The organism is Phormidesmis priestleyi ULC007 (genome assembly GCF_001895925.1).
Lineage (GTDB): Bacteria > Cyanobacteriota > Cyanobacteriia > Leptolyngbyales > Leptolyngbyaceae > Phormidesmis_A > Phormidesmis_A priestleyi_A.
Map to the genome: position 1 here is coordinate 172,093 of NZ_MPPI01000010.1, position 16,431 is coordinate 188,523.

Annotated in this window: 14 protein-coding genes; 6 read left to right on the forward strand and 8 right to left on the reverse strand. The window is 48.2% G+C overall.

Translation table 11 applies throughout. The features are described from left to right. Positions 1-52: 52 nt before the first annotated feature. The 3 genes from BRW63_RS11375 to BRW63_RS11385 all read left to right on the forward strand — a co-directional run bounded on the left by BRW63_RS11375 (position 53) and on the right by BRW63_RS11385 (position 3,621). Entirely contained in the window at positions 53-1,642 is a 1,590-nt protein-coding gene (locus BRW63_RS11375) for a response regulator (protein WP_073071186.1), read from the forward strand. Between the two features lie 460 nt (positions 1,643-2,102). Further along, positions 2,103-2,951, forward strand: coding sequence for a metal-dependent phosphohydrolase (locus BRW63_RS11380; RefSeq protein ID WP_073071187.1), 849 nt, complete (start codon positions 2,103-2,105; stop codon positions 2,949-2,951). Between the two features lie 16 nt (positions 2,952-2,967). Then, positions 2,968-3,621: a DNA-3-methyladenine glycosylase family protein gene (locus BRW63_RS11385; protein ID WP_073071188.1), complete on the forward strand. Its 654-nt coding sequence runs from the start codon at positions 2,968-2,970 to the stop codon at positions 3,619-3,621. Between the two features lie 34 nt (positions 3,622-3,655). Here the strand turns inward: BRW63_RS11385 and BRW63_RS11390 are convergent, their stop codons facing one another. The 3 genes from BRW63_RS11390 to BRW63_RS11400 all read right to left on the reverse strand — a co-directional run bounded on the left by BRW63_RS11390 (position 3,656) and on the right by BRW63_RS11400 (position 8,191). Beyond that, complete coding sequence (locus BRW63_RS11390) at positions 3,656-4,666, reverse strand: cytochrome d ubiquinol oxidase subunit II (RefSeq protein ID WP_073071190.1); 1,011 nt, start codon at positions 4,664-4,666, stop codon at positions 3,656-3,658. 8 nt (positions 4,667-4,674) lie between these two features. Beyond that, positions 4,675-6,120, reverse strand: coding sequence for a cytochrome ubiquinol oxidase subunit I (locus BRW63_RS11395; RefSeq protein WP_073071192.1), 1,446 nt, complete (start codon positions 6,118-6,120; stop codon positions 4,675-4,677). Between the two features lie 406 nt (positions 6,121-6,526). Beyond that, positions 6,527-8,191 (reverse strand): NAD(P)/FAD-dependent oxidoreductase, encoded by a 1,665-nt coding sequence (locus tag BRW63_RS11400; protein ID WP_317615814.1) that lies wholly within the window; start codon positions 8,189-8,191, stop codon positions 6,527-6,529. A 76-nt stretch (positions 8,192-8,267) separates the two neighbouring features. Here BRW63_RS11400 and BRW63_RS11405 point away from each other — a divergent pair, with 76 nt between their 5' ends. Continuing rightward, positions 8,268-9,947, forward strand: coding sequence for a DNA repair helicase XPB (locus BRW63_RS11405; protein WP_073071194.1), 1,680 nt, complete (start codon positions 8,268-8,270; stop codon positions 9,945-9,947). Between the two features lie 5 nt (positions 9,948-9,952). Here the strand turns inward: BRW63_RS11405 and BRW63_RS11410 are convergent, their stop codons facing one another. Both BRW63_RS11410 and BRW63_RS11415 read right to left on the reverse strand, forming a co-directional pair. After that, positions 9,953-11,596 carry an RluA family pseudouridine synthase gene (locus BRW63_RS11410; RefSeq protein ID WP_223257358.1) on the reverse strand — a complete coding sequence of 548 codons (1,644 nt, stop codon included), beginning with the start codon at positions 11,594-11,596 and terminating at the stop codon, positions 9,953-9,955. Continuing rightward, entirely contained in the window at positions 11,580-12,551 is a 972-nt protein-coding gene (locus BRW63_RS11415; protein WP_073071196.1) for a PRC-barrel domain-containing protein, read from the reverse strand. The genes BRW63_RS11410 and BRW63_RS11415 overlap by 17 nt, the downstream gene beginning before the upstream one ends. A gap of 204 nt (positions 12,552-12,755) precedes the next feature. On the opposite strand from BRW63_RS11415, the gene rplU reads away from it, so the two are divergent. Then, positions 12,756-13,166 carry a 50S ribosomal protein L21 gene (gene rplU, locus BRW63_RS11420; protein WP_073071198.1) on the forward strand — a complete coding sequence of 137 codons (411 nt, stop codon included), beginning with the start codon at positions 12,756-12,758 and terminating at the stop codon, positions 13,164-13,166. A 56-nt stretch (positions 13,167-13,222) separates the two neighbouring features. Continuing rightward, entirely contained in the window at positions 13,223-13,501 is a 279-nt protein-coding gene (gene rpmA, locus BRW63_RS11425; protein WP_073071199.1) for a 50S ribosomal protein L27, read from the forward strand. Positions 13,502-13,602: 101 nt separating this feature from the next. On the opposite strand, the gene BRW63_RS11430 is transcribed toward rpmA, so the two are convergent. From BRW63_RS11430 to BRW63_RS11440, 3 genes are all read right to left on the reverse strand, one after another. Beyond that, the gene (locus BRW63_RS11430; protein WP_223257359.1) at positions 13,603-13,977 is read right to left on the reverse strand and encodes a type II toxin-antitoxin system VapC family toxin; all 375 of its coding nucleotides are present in this window, start codon (positions 13,975-13,977) and stop codon (positions 13,603-13,605) included. 4 nt (positions 13,978-13,981) lie between these two features. After that, positions 13,982-14,209, reverse strand: coding sequence for a hypothetical protein (locus BRW63_RS11435; RefSeq protein WP_073071203.1), 228 nt, complete (start codon positions 14,207-14,209; stop codon positions 13,982-13,984). 233 nt (positions 14,210-14,442) lie between these two features. Continuing rightward, positions 14,443-15,213, reverse strand: coding sequence for an Rpn family recombination-promoting nuclease/putative transposase (locus tag BRW63_RS11440; RefSeq protein WP_073071205.1), 771 nt, complete (start codon positions 15,211-15,213; stop codon positions 14,443-14,445). Positions 15,214-16,431 lie beyond the last annotated feature (1,218 nt).

A 16,431-nucleotide genomic window follows, 5' to 3' on the forward strand; every position in this document is an offset into this window, starting at 1 on the left:
ATATCAGTAGTCTCTGGGTGCAAACCCTTCTTCCTACAGAATCATTCACGCCATGCGGATTCTCTTAGTCGAAGACGATCAGCTTATTGCAATTCCCCTTGCCAAAGCTTTAAGCAGCCAACACTATGTGGTAGATCTCGCCAGTGATGGTTTGAGGGGTTGGGAACTCGCAGAATCGTTTAGCTATGACTTGATTTTGCTCGATGTGCTGCTTCCACAATTAGACGGCATTAGTTTTTGTCAGCGCTTACGATCGCAGGGCAACCAAACGCTAATTTTGTTATTGACCGCTCAAGACAGCAGCACCCACAAGATCAAAGGGTTAGACGCGGGGGCAGATGACTATGTGGCTAAACCGTTTGATTTGCCGGAGCTATTAGCCCGCATTCGAGCGCTGTTGCGCCGAGGCGGATCTGTGTTGCCACCTTTGTTAACCTGGGGAAATCTTCATCTCAACCCCAGCACTTGCGAAGTCACCTGTGAAACTCAACCGCTTCGCTTAACGCCAAAAGAATACAGCCTGCTCGAATTGCTGCTCCGAAACCCTCAACGCATCTATAGTTTGAGTGCCTTAATCGATCATCTCTGGTCGCTAGAAACGCCTCCTGTTGAAGAAACGATTCGCTCTCATGTCAAGGGGTTGCGGCATAAAATTAAACTAGCTGGGGTGAAAGGCGACCCGATCGAGACCGTTTATGGCATCGGTTATCGTCTCCGAAAAGCCGAAGAACTAATTCTGCCAGACCTTAAATCGTTCGATTCACAGACTTTTGCGGCTCAAATTGAGGCAAGTGTCGATGAGATTTGGCGAGACATTCGAGACCAACTCAGCCAGCGGGCCACTGTGATCGAGCAAGCTAGCCTTGCCCTGCAAACCAACCAACTAAGCCAAGCGTTACGATCGCTCGCCGAGCAAAATGCTCATAAGCTCTCTGGTTCACTCGGTATGTTTGGCTCAGGTGAAGGCTCTCGGTTGGCGCAAAAAATTGAAGGTCTGCTTGAGTTAGGGGTGCAGTCTGATCAGATTCAACCGTTTTGCCAACTGGTGGAGGCGCTCAGACAAGAACTGCACGTTCTGGACACAAAGCAGCCCCCTGCACTATTAGCCGATGACGCTGAGGATGACTCTCAGGAGCATTCGTTTTCTTCAGAAGATTCAGACCATACCGCTACTCTCAAAGCTGATAAACAGACAGCGCTCCGTGCTCAGTCACTTCAAGATCTGGAGCGCGCTCTAGAGTTTGCCAAACGAGAGGCGCGATCGTTTTGCCTGGCCATTCTGAAGCTAGATCACCCTCAGCAGAAGGTTCAGGTCAGGAGCCAAATTATTAATCAGTGTGAAGCACTTCTACGCGCTCATTTTCGGGCAGACGATGTGATTAGCTATTGGGGCGATCAAACCTTTGCGATCGGCATGGGAAACACTCCGCGCTGTGTCGCGACCAAACGACTGAGCGATGTGTTAAAAGTTCTCCTTGAGCAAGTCGTATCTGAGGGTGCTTACTCGATTGATGTATCGTTTAGTGTAGGTTTTGCTGAATACCCCCCAGAGGGTGCTGACCTGCAAGCCTTGTATCGATCGGCAACCAATAATTTTAAGCAGACAGAGGCGGCAAGTGGCGATCGAGTCTTGCTCACTTGACGTGAGTTCGACGAGTTTTTTCACTTCGTTCTCAGCGGCTTCTGCCCCCTAAATTCCCCAAATTGGGGGACTTCAAGCCAAGATTTCCGGTTTAAAATCCCCCAAAATTGGGGGATTTAGGTAGCTCTCCCGAATTCATAATCGGAGTGAATCACTTCTATCGAACTCACGTTAACTTGACAGGCAAGAATCTATATCTTGGGATAGGTACAGTTTTTGCCTAGACTACATCCGTAATTTGCGTCACTCCACAAGTTCTGCATATTTTTCTACTAAGTTGAGACGTGAGTTATATTCGCTACTTGATTGGTGATGTCTTTAGTGCCTGAGTTGATCGATTCTGATCAGTCATGCTCGATCGCCATTTTCAAGTCAAAACAACTAGATTAAACGCTCCTTTTGGGTTCCTGTTGATTAACGCTCCCTCCGTGCAAGCAAGTTAGTGGATAAGCCCCCGATTATGGTTAACTCTCAATCTGCAACAATCCGATATTGTGTTGAGCATTTGCAAGCCGTCTGTCATCAAATTTATGAGGGCTGTCAGTCAGACTATCTCGATTTAATTGGTCAGACTGCGACCCTAGCGCTCAACGCGATCGCACTCAGTGATATGCCCTATCACAATCTTGAACACACGATTTTGGTGACTACCACTGGGCAAGAGATGTTGCGCGGAAAGTATCTGCTTGAAGGAAACATTTCGTGCCAAGACTGGGTGCAGGTGATTTTGGCGTTGGTGTGCCATGACTTGGGCTATGTCAGAGGGGTTTGTCAACACGATCGCATTAGTGATCAGGGCTGTTGCTATGCGACTGGCATTGGCAGCCAGACGGCTTATCTACCACTCAACGCAACTGATGCGGGTCTTGCACCCTATCACGTCGATCGTGGCAAGCAATTTATCGAAGAACATTTGAGTGGTCATCCGCTCATTGACGTTGAGGCTATCAAGCTGAATATTGAGTTAACCCGGTTTCCGTTTCCTGACGAGCCGCTTTATCAAGACACCTCAAATTTTCCGGGTTTAGTGCGAGCGGCTGATTTGATTGGGCAGTTGAGTGATCCGTGTTATCTAGAGAAATTGCCTGACCTGTTTTGTGAGTTTGAAGAAATCGGCACCAATCAGATGTTGGGTTATCGGCATCCTAGAGATTTGCGATCGAGCTATCCTAGTTTTTATCGCAATGTGGTCTATCCTTATATTCGAGAAGGTATTTACTATCTCAAACTGACCCGACAGGGACGGAAAACGCTGGCTCATCTCTACGAAAATGTGGCAGTTGTGGAGAACGAATTGGTAGCGGTGTAGCCTCTCAGTTTTGCTCATGAAGTTAGACTATTCGATCGCGGTTTCTAAGCTCAAAGACGCTGATCCAATTCTGGCGGCCGTGATCGATCGCGTGGGTGATTGCACGTTAGATCAAACGCAGCAACCCGGAGATTTGTTGTATTCGTTGTCGCGATCGATCATTTCTCAGCAGCTTTCAACCAAGGCAGCAAGCGCCATTCATCGCCGCTTTCTAGCGCTTTATTCAGGGTTGCCTACGGCTCAGGCGATTTTAGACACACCGGATCAAGACCTGCGCGGAGTCGGGCTTTCACGCTCTAAAGTCCTTTATATGCGCGATCTATCAGAGAACGTTCTCAACGGATTGCCTACTTTAGCGCAATTAGAGACGATCGACGATGAAGCCATCATTCAAACCTTGACTCAGGTCAAAGGCATTGGACGCTGGACGGTGCAAATGATGCTGATCTTTCGGCTACGTCGCTGGGATGTTTTGCCCGTTGATGATTTAGGCATTCGTTCGAGCATTCGTCGCGCTTATCAGTTGGCAGATCTGCCTGATAAAAAAGCGATCGAGCGATTGGGAACAGTTTGGCAACCCTATCGCACGATCGCATCGTGGTATCTCTGGCGCAGCTTAGATTGCCAAAACCTCGGAGGTTTAAGCCACTCTGTCGGTCACGATGCTTGATTCTTGGTTAAAACCTCCGAGGTTTGCGTAAGTCCTATTCATAAGAACCGCTAGCCACTTTGCCACGAAACACAACATAGGAATAGAGATTATAAAACAACATGACTGGAATCAGAGTTCCCACAAAGATGATCATGATCACTAACGAACTGGGATCAGCCGATGCCTCATAGATTGTAATCTGAGTGGGAATGATGTAAGGAAACACCACCAACGCTAACCCTAAAAAAGTGAGAACGAATAGGAGAACCGTCCAGATAAAGGGAGCGCGCTCTTGCTGACGATCGAGGCTTTTCAACAACTGCCAAATCAAGAAAATCCCCAAAAAGGGAATCACGGCGAAAATATACAGCAGCGGTGGCTCAAACAATTTGGTGCGGGCACTTTCGTAAAAGATCGGGGTGCTGATCGTGATGAAAATTGCCCCGACTAGCGTTGTCCAGGCTGAAATCTTGGCAGTTTGATAGTGAGTGGTTTGCAGTTCTCCTTCAGTTTTCCAAATTAGATAAGTTGAGCCAATCAACACATAAGCCTGAATCAGCGTCAGCGCCACCAGCACCGACTGCCAGGTGAGCCAATCCCAGGTGCCGCCGATGAAGTAGCCTTTTTGATCGACTTTGATGCCAAATAAGACGGCACCGAGCGCAAACCCTTGACCGAGAGCCGCCGCAAAGCTGCCCGCGCCAAAGGCAAAGTTCCAGAAGAATTTGCGGTTTGCCTGTTCGCGAAATTCAAACGCCACCCCGCGAAAGACAAACCCAAACACCATCACAAAAATCGGAATGTAAAGAGCGCTCAAAATCGTGCCATAAGCGCGCGGAAATGCGCCAAACAGTCCGCCGCCCATCAGCACTAACCAAGTTTCGTTTGCGTCCCAAATGTTGCTTAAGCTGGTCATCAAAAGTCCGCGTCGCTCTTCATCGTCGGAAGTTAAGGATAAGATGCCGACTCCTAAATCAAAGCCGTCGAGCATGACATAAAGAAAGAGAAACAGACCCAAAACCCCAAACCAGACCTGCGGCAAAAAATACTTCAGCGTTTCCATTGATTTTCCTACTGTTGGGCTTCGATCGGACGCTCATCGGGGACAAATTGGCCAGGGGTGGTGTTGATCGCAGGCTGATTGGCCTCGACTCCTGGAATCGGCAACTCAAAGTTGGGGCCCTTGCGAATAATCCGGCTGCCAAAGTAGAGATAAGACATAAACAGCAAGGCGTAGACGATCGCAAAACAAATCAGTGACGTTAAAACGTTAGTCGCAGGTAGATGAGACGCAGAATCTACGGTGCGAATTTTGTTATAGAGCGTCCACGGCTGACGACCCGCGCAGCGCACGATCCAGCCAGTTTCGACGGCGACATATCCGAGCGGAGCCGAAAACATCCAGGCGCGCATTAGCCAGCGTTGTTTGGCGATATTTTCATCCGATAGTTTGCCGCGTAGCCACTGCAAGGCGGTGATCAGCGTCATGCCTGCCAGAAAAAACCCAATTCCGATCATGATCCGAAAGCAGTAGTAGATTAATCCCAAGGCTTGAGGACGGTTTTCTGGCGGCCATTCTTTTAAGCCGAGCACAGGTTCTGACAGATTTTTTTTGAATTCTAGAATGTAGCCCAACGCGCCAGGAACGCGAATTTCCCAATCATTCTTTTCAGTCTTTTTGTTGGGAAGTGCTAATAAAGTCCAGTCAGCGGGTTTTCCGGCGGGTGAGGATTCCCACTGAGCTTCCATTGCGGCGAGTTTTGCGGGCTGATAGCGATAGACCAATTCGGCGCTGATGTGCCCGACGTAGATTTGCAAAGGAGCCACGATCAGGGTGATGGCGAGCACTAGCTTGAGAGTTTTGGCAAAAAAGGCGGCGTGACGATCGTTCAAAATATACCAAGCGCTAATGCCGCCAATCACAAACAGCGAAGTTTCAAAGGTGGCAAAAAACATATGCGCCACACTAGTTGACGCAGACGGGTTGAGCAACGCCTGAAAATAGTCGGTCACCATAAATTTGCCGTCTACCAGATCGCCGCCTGCCGGGGTCACCATCCAAGAGTTTGCCGTCAAAATAAAGACGACTGACAGGTTTGCGCCGATCGCAACCAGAATTGTAGCTATGTAGTGAATGGCAGGATTGACGCGCTCCCAGCCAAACAGCATGATGCCTAGAAACGCGGCTTCGAGCATAAACGCCCAAGATGCCTCGAACCCCAAAACGCTGCCAAAAAAGTTGCCAACGGCATCAGAGAAGGGTGCCCAATTCGTCCCGAACTGAAACTCTAGAGGAATTCCGGTGGCAACACCGACCCCAAAATTGAGCACATAAAACTTTGCCCAAAAGCGAGCATGGAGATAATAGTCTGGATTGCGGGTTTTGAGCCACAGCCCTTCGATCACGACTAAATAAATTCCCATGCCAGTAGTGAGAATGGGAAAAATAATATGAAAGATGGCAGTCAACGCAAACTGCATTCGTGAAAGCGTAACGGTATCAGACAAAAAATCCATGCTGGTATCTCCAATCCATGAAGGATTTTATGGAATTGCTGTTACCCAATTCGTAGCGAAGATACCAGAATTGCCTGAGTTTCCTAATGATGTTTTAACTTATTGATGTAGTTTGAAATACCAAAATAATCGGGTGCGAAAAATTTGAAGATGAGTTTTACAATGTGTCTTTTGACAAAGCGATCGGGATCACTATGCCATTCAATTGATTCATCAAAACTGATTGTAAAAGTGTTGTTGATGCAGATTCAAAGTTTTATAGAAATTTTTCTGTTAGTCTTGTGAACCTGTAAATTGCTGGCGATCGCGCTCAAGCGACTCTCGGTTTGCAAGCTGTTTAGGATCGTGGATTAAATCATATCGGTTACTTGCAACGCCAATGGGCACGGCAGTGCCATGCCCCTACTTAATTCACGATGCTTAAGGCGACTGCCTCTGCCGCTTTGATGCCGTCAATGCCAGCCGAGAGAATTCCACCCGCATAGCCCGCCCCTTCACCCGCAGGGTAAAGACCCTGTATATTTAGACTTTGACCATCTGCTTTGCGTTTAATCCGAATCGGAGAAGATGTGCGAGTTTCAACGCCTGTCAATACGGCATCGTTCATTGCAAAACCCTTGATCTGTTTGTCGAAAGCAGGCAGAGCTTCGCGGATTGCTGCGATCGCATAATCGGGCAGACTCGAACTCAAATCACCCAAATGCACCCCTGGTGTATAAGAGGGTCGAACGGTGCCTAGAGATTGAGAGGGTCGATCGGCGATAAAGTCCCCAACTAGCTGCCCTGGTGCCTCATAAGTGCTACCGCCTAACTCGAAGGCTCGTTCTTCCAAACGACGTTGAAACTCAATGCCCGCTAGGGGATGACCCGGATAATCGTCAGGTGTAATGCCGACCACGATCGCGCTGTTGGCGTTGCGCTCGTTGCGAGAATATTGGCTCATGCCATTGGTGACGACTCGCCCTGGTTCTGAGGTTGCCGCCACGACCAATCCACCCGGACACATACAAAAGCTATAGACTGAGCGCCCGTTTGAGCAGTGATGAACCAGTTTATAGTCTGCTGCGCCTAACAGCCGATGACCTGCCTGTGCGCCAAACCGACAGCGATCGATCAGGGCTTGCGGATGCTCAACTCGAAAGCCGATCGAAAAGGGTTTAGCTTCTATGTAAACGCCGCGTTCAAACAGCATCTCAAAAGTATCTCTGGCACTGTGACCTACGGCGAGAACGACATGATTGCTGCGGATATATTCGCCGTTGGCAAGGGTGACTCCTCGCACCTGTCCTTTTTCGATATGGATATCTTCTACGCGACTTTGAAAGTGAATTTCGCCGCCCAAAGATTCGATATTGGCACGCATTTTTTCGACAATTCCCACCAGTTTAAAAGTGCCGATGTGAGGTTTGTTGACATAGAGAATTTCCGGGGAAGCGCCAGCGTTGACCAGTTCGGTTAGCACTTTTCGCCCGTGGTGCTGAGAATCTCTGACCTGGCTGTAGAGTTTGCCATCAGAAAATGTGCCTGCGCCGCCTTCCCCAAACTGAGCGTTAGACTCTGGGTTAAGTCCTTTGTTTCGCCAAAATCCGAAGGTATCTGCGGTACGTTCTTTGACTATCTTTCCGCGCTCTAGGACGATCGGACGAAACCCCATTTGCGCTAACATCAAAGCTGCAAACAAACCACAGGGCCCCGTGCCGATAACAATGGGTCGAGTCGTCAAATGCTCAGGGGCTTGGGCGATCGGACTGTAGCTCATGCTAGGAGTGACCATCACATGAGGGTCTTTTTTAAAGCGCTGAAGCAGGAACTTCTCTTGAGTGGTTTCTACATCCAGAATGTAAACGAGAACGATTCCATCTTTTTTGCGGGCATCGTAACTGCGCTTAAAGATTGAATAGTTGATCAGCGCTTCTAAAGGAATTTGCAGCTTTTTGAGAATTGCAGTCTTGATCTCACTTTCAGGATGATCAAGCGGCAGCTTTACTTCTGTTAGTCGTAACATACTCGAATCTTGAATAACCTGGGCTGTGGCGCGATCGACAAGGTTGCCTATCAATGGGTCTTTCATTTTAGCCTGTGAGTCTAATCTTTCTAAAACAGAAGCCCTGATCTATCATCGATCGTTAAACGCCGCTAAATATCTAATGTCCTACTTTCCTGAGAATGCCTTAATTATTCAAAGCGATCGCTCCGTTCTCTTGGAAGTTCACTCGCCCAAAGCGACTGCGGCACGAGAAGCGATCGCTCCTTTCACTGAACTCGTCAAAAGCCCCGAACACATTCACACCTACAAAATTACGCCTCTGAGCGTGTGGAATGCCCGAGCGGCTGGAATGCCCGTAGATGAGATGTTAGCGGCGTTGCAGGCTCACGCTAAATATCCGATGCCCGATGCGGTCGCGCAGGAAATTGATGCGCTGGGCAAGCGATATGGCTTGACTGTGATTGAGCGATCGGATGATGAGATCCATCTCTTACTTAGAACTGCCGATTTGCCCCTCGCAGAACTTTTGTCTCGCAACGATGATGTGGCTCCGCTGCTGACTGAACGCCTCAATGATTGTCTATTTCAAGTCGATCCTGCCTTTCGAGGGCTGCTCAAACAAGCGCTGTTAGCGGCAGGCTATCCGGCTGAAGATTTGGCGGGTTATGTGACGGGAGATGCGTTAACGATCGAGCTTCGGCGCATCAGTCGCGCTGGTGAGCCGTTTGATTTACGGGACTATCAAGAAGCCGCCGCAGACGCATTTTATCAAGCGGGACGGGTGCAAGGAGGAAGTGGTGTGATCGTGCTGCCCTGCGGCGCTGGCAAAACGCTGGTTGGGATGGCGGCGATGATTGCAGTGCAAGAAAACACGCTGGTGTTAACGAGTAGCCTGACTTCAGTGCGGCAATGGCGACGGGAACTGCTCGACAAAACGACTCTTTCAGAAGACTCGATCGCCGAATATAGTGGCGAAAGCAAAAACACAGCGCCCGTTACCCTAGCGACTTATCAAATTTTGACTTATCGTTCTCAAAAAGATCAGCAGCAGCCTCATTTTGAGTTGTTTAACGCCCGATCGTGGGGCTTGATTATCTACGACGAAGTTCACCTTTTGCCCGCTCCCGTGTTTCGCGTCACCGCAGAGCTTCAAGCCCGTCGCCGCTTGGGATTGACCGCCACCCTGATCCGTGAAGATGGGCGAGAAGGCGACGTGTTTGCCCTGATCGGTCCCAAACGCTACGATGTGCCCTGGCGAGAATTAGAAGGGCAGGGTTTCATCGCCGCCGCAGAATGCACGGAGATTCGAGTCCCACAGGATGCAGACGAACAGATGACTTACGCGATCGCGCCCAAACGTCAACAGTTTCGCATCGCTGCCGAAAATCCCCGCAAATTGACGATGATCAAAGAGTTGCTAGAAAAAGAAGCCGGACACCGAATTCTAATCATTGGTGAATATATTGAGCAATTAGAGCAAATCGCTCACTTAACCGGATTGCCATTGATCACAGGAAAAACTCCACAACGGGAGCGCGATCGTCGCTATGAACAGTTTCGCCATCAGCAAATTGATGGATTGATCTTGTCACGAGTCGGCAATTTTGCACTAGATTTGCCTGATGCTGATGTGCTGATTCAGGTGTCGGGTAAATATGGCTCTCGGCAAGAAGAAGCCCAGCGGTTAGGACGGGTATTGCGCCCTAAATCGGATGGTCGCGTGGCTCAGTTTTATACGCTCGTGTCACTGCGAACCTGTGAAGAAGAATTTGCCCGTCACCGTCAGCTTTTTTTAGCCGAGCAAGGCTACAGTTATCAGATTCAAGTTCTAGACGAATAACCGCTTCAAAACGGCGTGTCCACAGTTAGCTGAAGCGTTTGTTTAGACTGCGGATGTTCAAAACTCAGTTCTCTTGCATGGAGATGTAAGCGATCGCCACTCGCTCCATAAAGCCGATCGCCCAAAATTGCCACGCCTAACCCTCTACGATCGGCGGCATGAACTCTAATCTGATGCGTTCGCCCTGTGACTGGAGAGAATTCCATTCGAGTTAAATTTCCCGTTCGCGCCATGTGCTTGAAGTGAGTCACGCTAGGTTTGCCGCGCGGTCGATCGACGGTTTGAATCGGTCGATTTTGTGGATCTCCCCACAGTGGCAGGTCAATCACTCCCTGTTCTTCAATCACCGATCCATTCAGCATCGCCTCATAAACTTTGTAAACCTGACGCTGCTGAAATTGCTGACTAAGTTGACGATAAGTTTGACGATCGCGCGCCAATACCAAAATTCCAGAAGTGTCTCGATCGAGCCGATGCACTGCCATCACAGATTCGCCATCTGGTAGTAAATGACGAAGCCGACTCAAAACGCTGTCTTGCACATCCCGATATCGACCCGGAACCGAGAGCAATCCAGGTGGTTTATTGACCACAATTAGCCATTCATCTTCGTAGAGAATCGGTAGCGTTTGGGTGAGTGCGATCGCGTCTCCCTGCGGCAATCCTGATAGCAAAAACCCCATTAATGGCTGACAGCGTTCTGCACAAGCGCCATAAAACGCTCCCTGAACTTTCTCCTGATTCGTCGAGGGCAAACCCCACCAAAACTCAGCCATTGCCAACGGTTTGAGATGATGAGTCGCGGCATAGTGCAATAGTTTTGGCGCACAACAATCGCCCGTTCCAGTTGGCATTGAGCTTCCTGAGATCAACTGTTGAAGTGAGAGTGACTTGCCAGCAAAATTGGTTAGCCAGTAATGAGCGTGCATCTGAGTTTGAAGCTGTCGAGACAAGCCTTTACGCTGTTGTTTTAGTTCACGAATTCGATTGTCTGCTTGTTCGATCGAGGATTTAAGCGGCTGTAATTCAGCGTTTTGCTGACGTTTAAGCTGTTTGCGATCGATGCCATCTTGACGGCTTTGCTCATTGAGTTGCTCTGCTATTTCTAGCGATTCTGCTGCAACTTCGGTCAATCGCTGGCGTTGCTGTTGACGTTCATTTTTGCGTTGATTGTGAAGCAGCGCGAGTTCATTTAACTGCGTTTGAAATTCTTGAAGCAAAATCTCGTACTGCGATCGCTCTGGCAAATCCTGTAAAGCAATTAATTCTTGCTTAATCAATTCTAAAGTTGCCAGCGTATGAGCCTCTTCAAAGGCAACCCGATCGCGTCCTGGAATCGGCGGCACCCAGCCTTCGACAATCCTGTTGCCATTCAGAAGCCCAGAAAATGCTTTAAGAACTCGCTGTTCACCAGAAGAAGTCTCGACAAGTAGAACTCCGTACATTTTGCCTTCTTGAGATTCGCCCAACGATCGCATTAGCCCTTGGGCGATCGCTTCCACAAACAACGTGCGAGGCAGTCGCAACTGCTCACCACTTTGAGGACAATAACCCTCATACCAATAAGTGGGTAAATCACTGATTGCACAACCCAACTCAACAAAATCTGAAGGTGAATCAAGACCCATTTTGTCAAATCCAGGGGTCATCGTCTTCTAACTCTTCATCCTTCAAAATTTCGGGAGGTTTAGCAGGAGGGGCAATCAATTCTTCATCGTCCCAACTGTCTAGATCGGCTTCATTAATAATGGGTTGATAACGCTCTTTATTTTCAACGGGTTGAGCTTGAACGTTAACCGTTGGCTGAACAAAGTCTTCATCGTCCCAATCTTCTAAAGGATCAGGTTCAGAAACGTCGGGAGGCTCGATCGTCACCTCCGATTCATCCCATTGCTCAACCACATCGTAGGTTTTTTCTCTCACTTGTTCTGCTAAAGTTTGAGCCTTTTCTCTCGCTTGTTCTGCCAAAATTTGTGCCCGTCCTCTTGCAGTTTCGGTCGCGGTTTTGGCTTGAGTGAATAGCGATCGTAACTCTTGTGTCACTTGACTTTTTTCTTCTTGAAGAAAGCCCGTCATTTTTGTAAGCTTTTCTTGAATGCCTTCTCGATAGAGGGTGAACGATCGTACTGCTTCTTCAGACACTAACACTCGTCTATTTCCAATCTTCAAAACATAGTTAGATGGCAATAAATAAGCGCTTCCAGTGATTCCACTCCAATCATTGGCTACAAATAAATAATGCTCAATTTCACCTGTTCTCAAATTGAACAGATAGTCGATAATTTTCCCTACTTTGTTTCCTGCATCTGTCCAAACTTCCCAATTCACTAAAGTTTCGAGTTGCCGAACTTTTTCAACATCTGTGTCAACAGGTCTGGAGTTAACGAGAATGCCATTGCCGCCGATCGTGTCTAACTGATCTAAATTAAATGCCGTTTTTTTCTGCCCCAGCCAGCCCGACTTGCAGATAAATCCTAAAACCCGATGCACTTTGGGATACATCCACAGCACTTCGACTTGTCCTAACTCTGCCATTGTGGAGCGATCGAGGACAAATTGATTCAATAATTCACTCTGTTTAACAACCTCTGGCTGCTGTGCCATATCAACTCAGACACCATAAAGTCTTACTCTCTTTAGTGTATCTTGCCATCCATCAAATTAAGACGCTGAATTTTGTAGCGGTTGACATAGCTTCCTCTGATTTGGCATACTGGTTAACTGGCTGTCTATCCCTGCTCGGATCAGGTCGGACACTCGAAAAGCGGTTTTCCGCTACCTGTACGGCAACTTTTTAAGGACAATTTCATGACTGCATATGCAATTATCGAAGCGAGTGGCACCCAAATGCGCGTAGAGCCAGGTCGGTTCTATGATGTCAACCGCCTCGCCAATGAAGTCGATTCGCAACTGACGATCGATAAAGTTCTCTTCGTCAAAAATGAAGGCGATATCACCGTAGGTCAACCCCTCGTAGCGGGTGCAACGGTTGAGGTAACGGTACTGAGACATCTGCGAGGTCGCAAGATTATCGTCTATAAGATGCAGCCCAAGAAAAAGACCCGCAAAAAGCAAGGTCATCGTCAAGAACTGACGCGCATTATGGTTAACTCCATCAGCCTCAATGGTGAGGTGGTCGATTCTAAAGAGGAACCTAGAGTTGACTCCATCAGCCTCAGTGATGAGGTGGTCGATTCTAAAGAAGAACTTAGAAGCTAAACCCGTTTGCGGTGAATGGCTTTTAACTAAAATCTACACGAACTGTTGAGGAAATTATGGCTCACAAGAAAGGTACAGGCAGTACTCGCAACGGACGCGACTCTAACGCTCAACGTCTAGGTGTCAAGCGCTACGGTGGACAGGTTGTTCTCGCAGGCAATATTTTGGTACGTCAACGTGGCACCAAGATTCACCCTGGCAATAACGTGGGTCGCGGGAGTGATGACACGTTGTTTGCGCTTATCCCTGGCGTTGTCACCTTTGAACCGATGGCAAAAGGTCGCAAGAAAGTCAGTGTTTACGCGAAAGTCGAAGCTGTAGCTGAGGCGACTTAAACGGCTTAACGTTCCGATTGAGCGGCTGTCAGCAACCTCTGCATCCACACTGGGGATTTTCGGCAGTCCGCTCCGGCCGAGTTATTATGCGGCGGCTTTACTCACCACGCTGCTGTTTTCAGACTCTCCACTTCTTGAAAATGAGCATCGCGTGTTACTAAAATTACAGCGTGTTGCAGCGCAAGGGCTGCAATCCAGACATCATTCTCAGGTAACGGACGGCCCTTGAGCCTTAACTTATTTTTGACCTCACCGTATTGCCGTGCGGTTTCAGCGTCACATACCAATATTGTGCTGCCAGCAACTAATTCATCAACTCTTGCTAAGTTTGCTTCAAATCGTCCTGACTTTCTGGCTCCATAACACAGTTCACCAATGACAATGCTTGGAATGAAAACTTCACTGGCTTGAGCAAGACTGTCTTTGACGATCGCCTCATCTGAAAAAAGCGCAATAACGATGTTGGTATCAAGCAAAAACCTACCACTCATCAATATCTACCTGCTCACAATCTTGCTCGATCGTCTCACGCATTAACTGAAGGTCGTCTGAGGGAATTGAACCAGCGAAACGTAACAATTGCTGCCCTGGTATACCTCGAACTTCCGCTTTTACTAGCGATCGAACGAATTCAAGCACCTGCCTTTGCAAGGGCTGAGGCATAACTTTCAACTGTTCAACAACCTCGTCGATGATAGGAATATTCATGTTGCTCTCCTTGTTATCATTCTACAGCGCTTACCGGGAGAGGCGGTAGGAGAACAGGCTCTAAAGCTGATCGAGGGTTACAGGGATTATCTTTACCAGGAACTTCAGCCGCATAACGGCTCAATCAGAGGCGACGAGAAAGCCAGAAACGAAGCGCGAGGACTTTGCTCGTCCGCTGCATTGGAGTTGTTATGCCGTGTCACCACGAGTAGCTTCCCGCAGGATCTACCAACTTAATTTTGTGCAGGATTGTCAATTTGCTGCTGAAGTTGCTGTAACTCCTCAAGCGATAGCCCTGTTATACGAGCGACAGTTGCGATCGGTAAGCCTTCACGTAAAGAGTTAGTAGCAATCTCTCGTTGTTTCTTGACCTCACCTTCTGCCAGAATCGAACGATAAACAGTAGACTCTTGCATAACGTCCCTCCGCAATACCCGATAAATGATCTCGTCTTCCAATTTTAACCCAGCTAAAATCCCTGATGCTGCCATCAAGTTTGCCTGGGTTCGAGGATCTGCAATCTGATCAACTCTCTGGGCAGCTTGGCGCAACGTTTCCTCCGCATCTGCACTTTGAGCCAGAACTGCAAAGGGAATCAGCCCCGGATATTGCAGAAAGAGTGAAGCAGGTTGCTCCCATAAGCGAATCACATCAAACTCATGGCGAGTGCGTTCCATCGTAAAGCTGGTCTGATAAACCAAAGGGGATGCAGTCTGCTTGAGGTAAATGACTACTTGGTGCATTGGCTTCGCCGGATCTCTTCGGTAGCCTCGCAACCGATAATCCGTCACGCGAAACGGAATATTGTCTTTCGGAAGCGTTTGAAACTCGATATGCAAAATGGCTTCGTCTGATTCCAGGAAGATCAGGGCATCAGCGCGAATCGGATCAAGGGACAGTTCCGAGGGTTGGAGTTCTGTTAGCGTAACAGCTTTCCCCAGTAGCCAACTAGCGAAGTCAGCGGAGAAGTGTTCAGCTAGAAATCGACAGGTATCATCGTACATAGAAATAGTAAAATTGTACGCTCTGTACGACGAATCTAGTTTTGAGCAAATCTAAAATTTGATGATGGTTGTTGCGAAGCGATCGCACCTGAGACTCACAGAGTGCATCGCAGCGTTGGGCAAATTCTTCCTTGCCATAGCGGGGTTGTCGAACTGCCGTGGGTTTAACCTCGCTGCGACTTGACCCCTTCATTTTAGCTTGAGGAGTTGATCACTAGTTTCAGGATTTGTGTTGGGTTTCGTAATACTCCACCCAACCTACAAGATCAGCTTTGAATGGGGCAAAAATCTTGCTAGTCAAGCATCTTACACGAATAAGTGATTGACCTCGATAACGGGCTTCTGAATTGCATTACTTTTTTTGACCATCTTCAAATCCTCCCATGCACAGCTTTACAACCCCATACAGTAGAATACATCCCCAGAAAAGCCACGACAAATTAAAGCCAGAAGAGCGAGGTTGATCAGCAGTATTGATGGGGACAAGGCTTTGAACGTAGCAAACAGGCTCTCTACCTCCCGTTCGTTCATAAGCAGATCTGCCACCACAAGAATAACCTCTTGCGTCTATGTCATAAGGACAGGCGCAGTATCCAACTCCAGGCTCTCTCACTGGACTGATAACCGAAGAAAAACTGACTTTGGATTTCTGCTGGCAGCCAACTAGCCCCAAAATGACTACCGTGGAGACAAACACAACAATTATCAATCTCTTGAACTTTACAACCATTTCTACGGCAATCCAGCAACTATTTCCTAGATTGCCCAACTCTTCACAACGGTCTAACTTCTTTTTAGAGAGAAACTTTCCGCATATCCATCTCAAAACGGGTGGATCGGCAGAACCCTTCCGCCTACCACTCTCAATCCGATGGATCGACAGAAACTTTCTGCATATTACACCGCCCCAGATGGATCGGCAGAATCTTTCCACCTATTCCCAGGGGCTTGCGGGGACTTCTTAAGCATTAACAAGCACAGGGCTGTTGTTGAATGCGAGATCGCACTTCTCCTTCTCAAAAAATTAGCATTCCAAAAAGCAATAAACTCTTGTAGAATACATCGCAGTGATGGAGCAATGCCCCGAAATCTGATCGTCCAAACAGGGCAAACGCATCTTAAAAATTACTGAGAATGAGTTCTAGGGTTTCGGGTGTTGATGCGGGAAGATCAACGCAACGTCACCCCCCCCTCAAGCAATGAAACTAAAATCGAAAG